General features: G+C 51.4%; 9 protein-coding genes. 2 read left to right on the forward strand and 7 right to left on the reverse strand.

The window, feature by feature from the left end; translation table 11 throughout:
• Positions 1-170: 170 nt before the first annotated feature.
• Positions 171-1,958 (forward strand): heme ABC transporter permease/ATP-binding protein CydD, encoded by a 1,788-nt coding sequence (gene cydD / locus CAG65_RS10000; protein ID WP_161447870.1) that lies wholly within the window; start codon positions 171-173, stop codon positions 1,956-1,958.
• Positions 1,951-3,672, forward strand: a complete 1,722-nt coding sequence (gene cydC / locus CAG65_RS10005; RefSeq protein WP_161453527.1) for a heme ABC transporter ATP-binding protein/permease CydC — start codon at positions 1,951-1,953, stop codon at positions 3,670-3,672. Before cydD ends, cydC begins: the two co-directional genes overlap by 8 nt.
• A gap of 99 nt (positions 3,673-3,771) precedes the next feature.
• Here the strand turns inward: cydC and CAG65_RS10010 are convergent, their stop codons facing one another.
• From CAG65_RS10010 to CAG65_RS10040, 7 genes are all read right to left on the reverse strand, one after another.
• Complete coding sequence (locus CAG65_RS10010) at positions 3,772-4,605, reverse strand: N-acetylmuramoyl-L-alanine amidase (RefSeq protein ID WP_161453528.1); 834 nt, start codon at positions 4,603-4,605, stop codon at positions 3,772-3,774.
• 114 nt (positions 4,606-4,719) lie between these two features.
• On the reverse strand, positions 4,720-5,652 hold the full coding sequence (gene rluB, locus CAG65_RS10015; RefSeq protein WP_021703639.1) for a 23S rRNA pseudouridine(2605) synthase RluB: 933 nt from the start codon (positions 5,650-5,652) through the stop codon (positions 4,720-4,722).
• A gap of 104 nt (positions 5,653-5,756) precedes the next feature.
• Positions 5,757-6,377: an L-threonylcarbamoyladenylate synthase gene (locus CAG65_RS10020; RefSeq protein WP_161453529.1), complete on the reverse strand. Its 621-nt coding sequence runs from the start codon at positions 6,375-6,377 to the stop codon at positions 5,757-5,759.
• Between the two features lie 309 nt (positions 6,378-6,686).
• Positions 6,687-9,137 (reverse strand): beta-N-acetylhexosaminidase, encoded by a 2,451-nt coding sequence (locus CAG65_RS10025; protein ID WP_161453530.1) that lies wholly within the window; start codon positions 9,135-9,137, stop codon positions 6,687-6,689.
• 88 nt (positions 9,138-9,225) lie between these two features.
• Positions 9,226-9,855: a bifunctional 4-hydroxy-2-oxoglutarate aldolase/2-dehydro-3-deoxy-phosphogluconate aldolase gene (locus CAG65_RS10030; protein WP_021703642.1), complete on the reverse strand. Its 630-nt coding sequence runs from the start codon at positions 9,853-9,855 to the stop codon at positions 9,226-9,228.
• 16 nt (positions 9,856-9,871) lie between these two features.
• On the reverse strand, positions 9,872-10,816 hold the full coding sequence (locus CAG65_RS10035) for a sugar kinase (RefSeq protein WP_161453531.1): 945 nt from the start codon (positions 10,814-10,816) through the stop codon (positions 9,872-9,874).
• Positions 10,817-10,892: 76 nt separating this feature from the next.
• Complete coding sequence (locus CAG65_RS10040; protein ID WP_237668794.1) at positions 10,893-12,359, reverse strand: sodium:solute symporter family protein; 1,467 nt, start codon at positions 12,357-12,359, stop codon at positions 10,893-10,895.
• Between the last annotated feature and the right edge of the window lie 2 nt (positions 12,360-12,361).

The following is a 12,361-nucleotide window of genomic DNA, read 5'->3' on the forward strand; positions in this document are numbered from 1 at the left end:
GCTGTATGGCGGCTCTGGATGCAGAACGCTACCTGGATGCCCTTTCAGATAAGTAAAAACATTTTTCATTTTTACTTCAAAACCCAAAAGCCCGGCGGTATTCCCGCCGGGCTTTATTTTGTATAATGCCAGGTTCTTACACACATAATAATTCTCATTAAGCCTTCGAAATGGATAAGAAAAAAAGACGCAGCTTGAACACCTGGCTCAAGCAGCAGAGCAAGCTTGCAAAGCGCTGGCTCGGCATTGCTGTTGGTCTCGGTGTGTTATCAAGCCTGTTTTTACTGGCGCAAGCCGCTCTGCTCGCTTCCATTCTTCACCAGTTGATCATTGAACAGGTGGACAAATCGGAGCTCATCCCCTATTTCCTCGGACTGGTTGGCGCTATCGCCATACGTGCACTATGCGCATGGGGGCGGGAAATCGCTGGCTTCCGTTGTGGTGAGCAAATTCGGGTTTACATCCGCCAGCTCATTCTGGATAAACTGCGCGAGCTCGGCCCGGCGTACATAAAAGGCAAACCGGCCGGCTCCTGGGCGACATTGCTGCTGGAGCAAGTTGAGGAAATGCACGACTTCTTCGCTCGTTATCTGCCTCAGATGTCGTTGTCAGTCCTGGTGCCGTTTGTGATTTTGGTTGTGGTGTTCCCATTAAACTGGGCCGCGGGTCTGATTTTCCTTCTGACCGCGCCACTGGTTCCGTTATTCATGGCATTTGTTGGCATGAAGGCAGCTGATGCCAACCGCAAGAACTTCAAAGCGCTGCAGCGTCTATCCGGTCACTTTTATGACCGCCTGCAATCGATGACTACTATCCGTCTGTTTGATCGCACACAAGCAGAAACGGAAGTGATGAAAGGTGCTTCAGAAGTGTTTCGCACCCGCACCATGGACGTGCTACGAATCGCGTTTCTCTCGTCTGCGGTGCTGGAATTCTTCACCTCAATCTCTATCGCTATCACGGCAGTGTATTTCGGCTTCAGCTTTATTGGTGAGCTGAATTTCGGTACCTATGGTACTGGTGTGACCCTGTTTGCCGGACTGTTTATTCTGATTCTGGCTCCGGAGTTTTATCAGCCGCTTCGCGATTTGGGGACGTTCTACCATGCCAAACAGCAAGCCGTCGGGGCAGCTGAAAGCATTGTCGAATTTCTGCAAACCGACGTCAGTAAAATTCGCTCCGGTGAGCAGCAGCTTGCTGACAGCGGCGCAATCACCATCGAAGCAACAGACCTGACCGTTTTTAGTCCCGAAGGTAAGCCATTGCTCGGCCCAGTCAGCTTTGCGATCCACGCCAATCAAACAACCGCACTGGTTGGCCCAAGCGGTGCGGGCAAAACCAGCCTGGTCAATGCAATTTTGGGTTTCCTGCCTTATGAGGGGTCACTCAGGATCAACCAGAGCGAACTCAAATCACTGGATCTCGCCAGTTGGCGACAAGTCATCAGTTGGGTCGGCCAAAATCCGCTGCTGGTACATGGCTCAATCCGCGACAACGTCACGCTCGGTAAACATAATATTGCGGATCAAGACGTTCAACGCGTACTGGAGCAATCTTTCGCGGCTGAGTTTGTCGCAAAACAAGGGTTGGATTATCAGGTATCGGATCGTTCGGGTGGCCTTTCGGTCGGTCAGGCTCAGCGTCTGGCTTTGGCCAGGGCGATGTTGCAGGACGGGCGATTCTGGTTGCTGGATGAGCCGACAGCCAGTCTGGATGCCCGCAGCGAACGCCTGGTAATGAAGGGGTTGTCAGAGCAGATCCAAGACACAACCACTTTGATGGTGACCCACCAACTGGCACCATTACAGGATGTGGCACAAATTCTGGTCATGCAAGACGGTGCACTGGTTCAGCAAGGCAATTTCGATACCCTGGCCAACACCGACGGCTTGTTCCGCGAGATGTTACGTGCCAATCAGGCCCTGAATCAAACCAATAAGGGGAACTTAGATGCGTGATTTACTCCCTTATCTGAAACTGTATAAGAAACATTGGTTTGGCTTGTCACTCGGCATGCTGCTCGCGTTTCTGACTCTATTTGCTTCGATCGGCCTGCTGACGTTATCCGGTTGGTTCCTGGCGGCCGCAGCCGTTGCCGGGCTAACTATCGCGCGGGAAACCTTCAACTATATGCTGCCCGGGGCTTTTGTCCGGGGGTTTGCAATGGGCCGCACCGCCGGTCGCTGGGGTGAACGAGTTGTCAGTCACAATGCAACGTTCAAGCTGCTGACTGACCTGCGTATTTTCTTTTTTGAAAAGCTGGCACCGCTGATCCCTGGTCGGGTGTCTAACCTGCGTGATGCAGACCTGCTTAACCGTCTGGTGGCCGATGTTGATGCCATGGACCATGTCTATTTGCGCCTCGTTAGCCCGATCATCGTGGGTGTGCTCGGTATCATCGGCTTAACGGCCTTCCTATGTTGGTGGGATATGGCCCTTGGTCTGACGCTGGGTGCCATTATGATGGCTCTGCTGCTGATCTGGCCCGTAGTGTTCTACAAACTGGGGAAACGCAACGGCACAGAGCTGACACGACATAAAGCGGCTCTGCGTGTGACCACGTTAGACTGGCTGCAAGGATACAGTGAGCTAACCATCTTCGGTGCAGAGAAGCGTTATCGTGAAGCGATTGTCGACGCGCAAAACAAACTGATTGCCAATCAGTTTGTTAACGCCCACTTCTCTGGCCTGGCGCAAGGTCTGCTGCTGCTGGCCAATGGCTGGACCCTGGCGTTGGTTTTGTGGCTGGCCGCCGATGGTGTCGGCGGACAGACTCCAGATCCAATGATCGCCCTGATGGCGTTTGCCACCATGGCGAGCTTTGAACTGCTGATGCCGATTGCCGGCGCATTCCAGTTCCTGGGACAAACATTAACATCGGCGCGACGACTGAATGACGTTATCCTGTCGGAACCCGACGTCACTTTCCCAGAGCAGCCTGTTGAGCATCACAAGGAGTTCAACATTCAATTCAAGGATATCACTTTCCGCTACCCTGACGGGCAACTGGACGTGCTCAATCAAGTATCTCTGGATATTCCAGCACGCCATCGGGTGGCGATCGTAGGCCAGACTGGCTCTGGCAAATCGACCTTGATGCAGTTACTGACTCGATACTGGGATCCGCAGCACGGTCAGGTCGCCATTGCGGGTCAACCGCTAAATGCATGGAGTGAAAGCCAGTTGCGCCGGGCAATGACTGTGGTCAGCCAGCGTGTGGACGTCTTGAACGGCACCGTGCGGGATAACTTGATTATGGCGGCCCCTGATGCCAGCGACGCCGAGCTAAGCGCCGCACTGGAAAAAGTCGGTCTGCAGAAACTTCTTCAGGATAACGGTTTGGATGCCTGGTTAGGTGACGGAGGACGTCAGCTTTCCGGTGGTGAAAAGCGCCGGATCGGCATAGCGCGAGCGTTGCTGCACAACGCCCCTATCCTCCTGTTGGATGAGCCGACTGAGGGTTTGGACAAACAGACGGAGCAACAAATCATGGCGTTATTTAGCGAGCACTTCGCTGGAAAAACCGTGTTGTTTATTACTCACCGTTTGGTAGATATGGACAAAATGGACGCCGTCTGTCTGATTGAGCAAGGCGAAATCGTTGAGTACGGACCACACCAAGAGCTGCTCGCACAGCAAGGTCGTTACTATCAGCTCACTCAAACACTCTAGCGTAAAAAAGCCGCTCTCCCTGAGCGGCTTTTTTGTGTCTTAGTGCACCGTCCTAAATAAGGTTGACACTTTCCAACCCCATATCAGGACGGGTCATAGTTAACGTGAATACTGCGCCAGCAACACCTGTAATCTCGCCCAACTTTCAAGATCCGGTAGCCCGTCAACCTTGTCTGCTCGAAAATGTAACTGAAATGCACGCAGCACTTGCTGTGTAACCGGATCCCAGAGACCCGTTATCGGTAATGCGTAACCGTATTCCACCAACGCGGTTTGCCATGACAACGCGTCCTCCGGCGCTGACAAGCGCATCACTCGCGCGACTTCAAACTCGTCGGGCCAAGCTCCTACTCCATAAGTCTGATGCAAACGGCGCCACGGAAAACGCGGACCCGGATCTAGCTTCCTGCCAGGAGAAATATCACTGTGGCCAAGAATACGCTGAGGTGGAATTTGATACCGTTTGGCGAGATCCGTAATCAGCGCCGCCACGGTTTCAATTTGTCGGGTTTCGAACTCATCCCATTTCCGTTGCTCGATCGGAAGTTGTGCTTCGGCTTCAGGATACCCCAGATTGACGATTTCAATCCCTATCGAACTGGCGTTCAGTCCTGCTTGCCCACGCCACTGACTCTGCCCAGCATGCCAGGCTCTCTGGTCATCCTCGACTAACCGTAAGACTGGGCAGGGCGATGACTGGCACCCCTGCGGGATCAGATAATGGGCACTGACTCCTGAATCAGCGCGAGTCAGTATGTCGAGTGACGCCTGGTTATTCAGCGCAGTGTAATGCAGAACAATGCTGGAGATTCTAGGGCTGGAATTGGGTGAGTGGACAGGCTCCACACGATACGGTGTCACGGTACAGCCGGTAAACAACACACATAGTAAGACAAACAAACGGCGAGACAAATAACGAGAATAAACCAACATGAAAAACGACCGCAGATAAACGAATGGTGAACACGATCAATAATCTAAGCTGTCAAAGAGTGCAAATAAAAAACGCAGCCCGAGAGCTGCGTTTCTGATTAGCAATATGGCGTATTATTTTGTACGCGAACCTCGTTCACCCGTCGCTCGGTTACTTTTACGACGTGAAGGGTTATTACTGCGACCTTTTGGCGAATTGACTCGCTCTTCATGACGCTTCACCGCACGGCGGATCTTCTGGCTACGAGAGCGCTCACGTTTACGTGAAGTGTTCGCCTTATTCTCGTCCAGCAAAGTCTGTTTTTCCGGACGAAGTTCAACCAGCTCACGCAGGTAGTTCACTTCCTTCAGATCCAGCTCCATCCAACCACCACGTGGCAGTTTCTTGTCCAGGAAAATATCGCCGTAGCGCACACGCTTCAGACGACTTACCGTACATTCCTGAGATTCCCACAGACGGCGAACTTCGCGGTTACGACCTTCATTGATCACCACGTAGAACGTGTGGTTCATACCTTCACCACCCGCGTACACCACGTCTTCGAAACGTGCCAGACCATCGTCCAGCTCGACCCCTTTCACCAGGTTACGAACTTTCTGTTCTGTCACTTCACCGAATACGCGTACCAGATACTCACGCTCCACCTGACGGCTTGGGTGCATTAATCGGTTTGCCAGCTCACCATCCGTCGTGAACAACAGCAGACCGGATGTATTAGCATCCAAACGTCCGACAGAGATCCAACGTGAACCACGAATTTTAGGCAGACGGTCAAAGACAGTGCGACGGCCTTCCGGATCGTGGCGAGTACACAACTCCCCTTCCGGTTTGTAGTAAGCCAGAACTCGACAGACGACTTCTTCCTGCGCTTTAACAGAAACTGTGTGGCCGTCAATACGTACCACAGCATTCTCGTCTTCAAGACGCTCGCCAAGTTTAGCTACCACACCATTAACACTTACTCGTCCAGCTTTGATCAACGCTTCTAATTCACGACGAGAACCGTGACCAGCTCGTGCTAAAACCTTCTGTAACTTTTCGTTCATTTATCTACCTATGTGTCGTCTTCACAGACGTCGAATAAAAACTGCGGCCGCAAAATGCGGCCGCGTATTATCGCAAAAAAACTGGCAAAAAGCACCTATTTCGTTTACTCAAACGGCGCCGGATCGCCTGAGCCAAGTCGGACCAATACTGGCTCATCTTCACTGAAATCAATCACCGTTGTCGGCTTCTCTCCAAGATAGCCGCCATTGAGAATCACGTCTACGGCCTGTTCGAGTTTATCGCGGATATCTTCCGGATCCGACTCAGTGTAATCATTCCCCGGCAAGATCAGCGATGTCGACATCAAAGGTTCACCCAGCGCTTCGAGCAAATCAAGTGCAATACGGTTGTCAGGCACACGGATACCAATCGTCTTACGCTTAGCGTTCATCAGGCGACGAGGTACTTCTTTCGTCCCTTTAAAGATAAAGGTGTATGGACCCGGCGTGTTATTTTTCAGCAAACGAAATGCGGTATTGTCCACTCGAGCGTAAAGAGACAGCTCAGACAAATCACGGCATAACAGGGTAAAGTTGTGTTTTTCGTCCAGACGGCGGATTTGGCAAATGCGTTCCAGCGCTTGTTTGTTTTCCAACTGACAGCCAAGGGCGTAACCAGAATCCGTTGGGTAAACAATCACGCCGCCGTTGCGAATGATTGCTACGGCCTGACTGATCAAGCGCGCTTGCGGGTTTTCTGGGTGTACATAAAAAAACTGGCTCATTGTAATTCCTCACTTTCGAATCTTCAGACTCTCTTCGTCGAGTCCTATCGACCCAGTACATCGTGCAATCAATAGTTTAGATATAGAATAACATGGTGTAACAAAGTATGTACTGTTTCGTTGTCTCAGTGGCAAACTCGAGCGTGTAAAACTAAGCGGCTGAGCCACTGATTTTGTGGATTGAGTAACAACAAGATTGCGTCTGCAAAGATTTTTTTTTTGGGGGGGGGAGAGCATAATGATCGGATCGGCAGGCAGAGATACTGTGCCAATCGCACCATCTGGGGAAACAGACGGTGCGAGGATTGCTCACCCTTTGAGTGTATAGAGTAACTGTTGGGTTGGTAACACGATAGCGACGATGGTCTCATCAATAATCACGGCATTCTCATTAATGATTCTCTGATATCTCTCGGCAGCATTCTGCGTGATAGGGCGCCCCTGCTTAGCCGCATCAATCAACTCAAGCCCTAACTCGGCGAGTTGCACTGCAGCCTCAGTGAGCGGCACCGTCTCGACGGAGGCAATATTCTTCGCAAAGATAGATTTCGCCTGTTGGGCGGCCAATTTGACGGTGTCATAATGCCAGGACAAGGCGTCTAACGCAGCCTTATCACCCTGGGCAAACGCAGTCACTAAATCTTGCATCTCATACGCCGCCAAGCTCTCAACGGGCAATGCATCCGCAAAACGATTTAAGCGCTCATACTGATTGTACAGATCGCCTTTATTGGGCGTCGAAATCCACTTCTGCCAATGACGAGCGTAATACTGTGCCGGTTCGATGTATTTTGCAAGGGTTCGCAGCGGCGTTTCATCGCCACCATTGGCCAGACGTTTGAGCATCCTATTGGTATCTGCGTGATGACGCAGGCCAAGTGAAATTTCTGACCAGGTATCCATGACCTTCATGCGCTTGTACATGCTGCGCTCGTCGGTAAGGGTTTGGCTCGACCACAAACGCTCAGCTATCGCGTAGCTGCGCGGCCATAGACGCTGTTCGATGGTCATTGAATCCAGGTTCTCGCCCCAAATGGTCATTTCACCGCCTAAGATGAGCGATTGTTCTTTCTCGGTCAGCTCCGCCGGATAACCGCCATTGGGAGCCGGAATCACACTCCCGCTAATATCACTGCTTGCCACCAGCTGCCCAGTAGTGGGCCAGCGCACATTGCCAATCAACTGATAGCTGGTGTCTTTCAGCTTTCCGTCAGCAAACTCATAATTAAACTCGGTGTACGACATAAAATTATCGAAGTGCCCCCGGAACTTCACACCAGGAACGTATTCGATGATATAAACCTCGTCGCGAGATTTGCCATTGTAGTCGGTAAACGCTCGATAATTGCCGTCCACCGCTTCGATGATGGTTAAATTGCCTTTGCGCGGGCCGCCTTTCGTACGCGGCTTCACCCAAACATAAGTCGCGAACTTCTCTCCAGTATGAAGCTTGTCATCGACCGTCATTCCTGTGGACATCGGGTCATTACGATAGTGGTAGCTGGTGGGCTGTGGTTGATCTAAATAATAACCGGTCGAGAGAATGCCCTGATAACCCTCTTTAGCCGCACGACCAATGCTGTCATGGCCTTGCCAGCTTTGAATCACGATCGACGTAGGCAGATCTTTGTGCCAGATCTCATCCCAGCCGGACATCTTCTTACCGCGCTCTTCGAGCATCTGTTCAACTTTGGTGTTGAGATACGCTTGCAGACCGCGTTCACCATCAAGATTGTGGTCTTTAATAAACTGCTGAATCTTAGTGTTGTCGCGCCATTGCTGGTAATTGGGCTCGTCACCACCAATATGAACATACTCATCGGGGAACAGCTCGCTCACTTCATCAAACACACTGGCCAGCATCTTATAAAGTTCTGGATTGGTCGGATCCATTAAAGGTTCAAAAACACCCCAGCCACGTTGATGAGGATAAAACTGCTCTCCGGTGCCCGACATAAGATCCGGATACGCATGCGCTACCGCCGAAGCATGCCCGGGCAAAGAGATCTCCGGGATGACGCGAATACCAAGGTTGCGAGCGTGATTCACGACGTGGCGAATTTCATCCTTACTGTAGTACTCACCGTCCGCCGTGTCCTGCCATAATTTGGGATAACTATCTAACTGAATACGAATCGCCTGGTCATCCCAAATATGCCAATGGAAAACGTTCAACTTGGCCGAAGCCATCGCGTCCAACTGACGAAGAATCACCTCCACTTTGATGAAGTGACGAGCGGTATCATAAGAGACACCGCGCCAGGGAAAGCGTGGCTCGTCTTGAATGGATACGGCAGGCACAAAATAACCTGTCGCGTCCGTCTCGACCAATTGCAAGAAGGTTTCCAGGCCATGGAACGCCCCATACGGGCGTTCCGAGCGAATAAGGATCTGACCATTGCGCGATTCCAGTTGATAAGACTCATCACTGTCGATGTTCTGCACCTCTGTTTTAGGGGCGTGGCGAATATCAATCACTAATGTGGCGTCATTTTCAGACTTTGCTTGCCAATTCAACATCGGCACACCGGTTTGACGATACAGACGATCCATAATGCGTTTAGCATTAAATTGTACACGCGGCGAATCGTAGCCTTTGATGTAGATGCTGAACGCACTATTCAGCGGGATTTTGCCCTGCCCCAGCGCCACCTTTTTAGGATAAGGCATTAGGTTAAGGTCGGAATTAGGAGTCTTCGCCATTGTTGCCGGAATGGTAAGTAAACCTGAAATCAGTAGTGCTAATGTACCTTTGTTCATCCTTGATATCCTAGCGTTGTTATTATTGTCCAGCCCAAGTCACGCCACTGCCTGAATAAGCACGACTTGGGGTTAAACCTGAGACGCGCTAAGCCACCAGCGCCACCGCTTCGCGGACCAGGTTGCCAATCTCGTCCCACTGTTCGTTTTCGATCAAGTCCGGTGCCACCATCCAGGTTCCGCCACAACAAACCACACGCTTGATCGCGAGATAATCGTTAACGTTATGTTTGCCGATCCCTCCGGTCGGCATCAGGCTGACATCGCCGTAAGGCGCAAGCAGAGACTTCACCATAGCCAGACCGCCACTGGCTTCTGCCGGAAAAAACTTAAGAAATGTCAAACCAAGCTCCAGTGCTTGCTCAACCTGACTGGGGCTGTTGACACCCGGTACGATAGGCATGTTCATATCCTGGCAGCAACGCACCGTATTCGGGTTCAAACCGGGAGCGACAATAAACTCAGCACCTGCCTCTTTCGCTTGAATAATTTGTTCTGGCGTCAAAACTGTCCCTGCGCCAATACACATTTCCGGATATGCATCGCGCATGGCTTTGATCGCTTCTACTGCGGCTTTGGTTCTGAAGGTTACTTCAGCCACTGGCAGACCGTTTTCCACCAACACTTTTGCCAAAGGAATAGCGTGCTCGACACGGTTGATCTGGATAACAGGAATCACTTTAAATTGTGTTAATTGGTTGATCATGGTTTGGAACATAATAGGCTCTCACAAGTTATCGGATAAGGTGCGTCATGGCGTCATTAGGGATAATCGCACCGGGATATTGAATGACCGTGGCCGCCAACGCGTGGCCAAGATGTGCAGCTTGCTCACAGCTTTGTCCGGTCAGCCGCGCTGCCAAGTAACCTGCGGCAAACGAGTCACCTGCCGCACAAGTATCCACAACGTTTTCGACCTTCTCTGCCGCCACATAAGTTTGCTGGATTGCATCACCTTGTCGCCAAAGCAGTTTGCATGGCTCGCAGCCCCGTTTGATCACGATTTCTTGGCAGCCCAAACGAAGGCTGCGCTGCTCTGCGCTTTCTTCCTTCCCCCAGACCAAGGCATCATCGTCTTCAGTAATCAGGGCAATATCGACCAATGGCAGAATTTGGTGATACCAGTGTCTGGCTTGTTCAGCAGACCAAAGCTGCGGGCGGAAATTGTTATCGAAAATGACTTTGCCACCGGCTTGCGAAAACTGATTGAGCGCTTCTTTAAGCCTTGTTTTACTGTCGTCATCTAGAATCGCAATGCTGATGCCGCTCAAATAGACATAATTGAGATCTTGTCTGGCAATCGCCGCTTCGAGTTTGTTTAACGAAGGTGTGACAAAGTAGTTTCTCACTGCCGCGCTATCACGCCAGTACAGAAAGCTTCGTTCACCCGCCTCATCGGTCTGCACTATGTACAAGCCCGGTAATTTAGCCGGGAAGGTTTCGATCAAATCGGTCTCGATACCTTCTTGTTTCCAGTATTCAATCAACTCGCGAGACAACGTATCGTCACCCAACCCTGTCGCATAAGCCACTTGAACGGGATGCGAAGCGGTTAAACGAGAGAGGTAGAGGGCAGTATTGAGCGTATCGCCGCCGAAGCTTTTTCGGATTGGGTCACCGCTGAGTTCAATCATGCATTCACCAAAGAACGCAATCTTAGTGTAAGTCGAAGAGGTCATCGTTCACCTTGTTTGGCATGGATTCGACAAGGTGGCTCTCACGAACGAGCCACCAAATTATTCGGCTCAGGGCTGTCTATGCGTTCTGATTAGCTGCCGCAGAGCGGTTACGCAGAGACGCGTCTTCGTCTAGCACGCCATGCTCCGACAGCTCCATTTCCATCAGGGCACGTTCATCATCGAGAATGGCGCGAGCCATTTCTGGTGAGACTTGATTCGCTGGCGTCACCAAGCTGACCAGCACACCGGCACTGAGTGCGACCAGGCATGACGGGATCACAGGGTTACCCCAGTAAACAGTCAGCTCAGGACTCAACATCACTGCGACGGAAGCACCAGACGCCCCCGCCAACGTTGCCAACGCCCCTTGCCAGTTGTAGCGGCGCCAGAAGCGTCCCAGCATGCCGCACACAAACATTCCAGACATAACCGTAGAAATCATCTTGGTGATGTAGCTGATAATGTCATTCGATGTCAGTGCAAACAACAACGCACAGCCAATCACGACAACCAGAGCCAGACGCGAGTAGTTCATCATCGATTCTTTGTTCGGGACGCGTCCTGTGAACATCACATACACATCGCGCAACAAGATCGACACACCCGCAATGGCATCAGAACTGGCGCTGGACATGGTGGCCGACAGACCCGCAATCATCACGATAAGTCCGACGCCGACCGGAAGCACCGTTGCGGCAATGTATGGAAACGCAAAGTTGGCGTTGTTCAACTCAGGATCAATGGCATGGGCTGCCATACCGATAATCGCAGGAATAATAGAAAAGAACAGATACAAAACACCAGAGCCGATAAACGAACGTCGAATCGTAGCCACATCTTTGCCCGAATAAATGCGTTGGCGGAACGACGGGGTGGCTAACACACCCACGCCGATCACAACCGCCAGCGATATCGCAGGAAGCAGACCAAGCTTATCAATGGCCAGGAAACTGACCGCAGCGGGGTCCATAGCAGAATACAGGTTGTCCAGGCCACCAATATGCTGCACCGACAGTACCGCCATAAGAATAAAACCGACAAAGAGAATCACGGCTTGAATTGTGTCCGTCCAAACGACGGCCGTATAACCACCGATGACCACATAGATGGTAAATGCTGCGGCAATGATCATTTTTGCCGTACTGAGGTCGATGTCTGCAATCCAAGCCAGATACATGCCACCACCGAGGATATGTGCGCCTAGCCAACCAATACACGCGATAAAAATTAATAGCCCAACGACATTTTTGACGATACGGTTTGCGCCAACATAATACGCAAGCTCCTCACTCATGGTCATGAAGTTGAGCTTGCGCACGGGCGCAAACCACAAAGCCAGAAGCAAAATACCGATTGCGCCTCCGATGCCATAGAGTGCCCCGGCCCAACCATTGGTGTAACCAAAACCCACCGCGCCCATGCTTGAGCCGGTCCCCACCATGGTGGCGACTGTCGTTCCTAAAACGAGGAATAAGGGTAAGCCACGCCCACCAAGTAGAAAATCTTCTCCTGATTTTTGATTACGGGATACAAACCATCCCAACC

Source organism: Vibrio sp. V39_P1S14PM300 (genome assembly GCF_009904765.1).
Classification (GTDB): Bacteria; Pseudomonadota; Gammaproteobacteria; order Enterobacterales; family Vibrionaceae; genus Vibrio; species Vibrio proteolyticus.

Coding starts and splice junctions, on each gene's coding strand:
- cydD (WP_161447870.1), top strand. CDS start 171: ATGGATAAGAAAAAAAGACGCAGCTTGAACACCTGGCTCAAGCAGCAG.
- cydC (WP_161453527.1), top strand. CDS start 1,951: ATGCGTGATTTACTCCCTTATCTGAAACTGTATAAGAAACATTGGTTT.
- CAG65_RS10010 (WP_161453528.1), bottom strand. CDS start 4,605: ATGTTGGTTTATTCTCGTTATTTGTCTCGCCGTTTGTTTGTCTTACTA.
- rluB (WP_021703639.1), bottom strand. CDS start 5,652: ATGAACGAAAAGTTACAGAAGGTTTTAGCACGAGCTGGTCACGGTTCT.
- CAG65_RS10020 (WP_161453529.1), bottom strand. CDS start 6,377: ATGAGCCAGTTTTTTTATGTACACCCAGAAAACCCGCAAGCGCGCTTG.
- CAG65_RS10025 (WP_161453530.1), bottom strand. CDS start 9,137: ATGAACAAAGGTACATTAGCACTACTGATTTCAGGTTTACTTACCATT.
- CAG65_RS10030 (WP_021703642.1), bottom strand. CDS start 9,855: ATGTTCCAAACCATGATCAACCAATTAACACAATTTAAAGTGATTCCT.
- CAG65_RS10035 (WP_161453531.1), bottom strand. CDS start 10,816: ATGACCTCTTCGACTTACACTAAGATTGCGTTCTTTGGTGAATGCATG.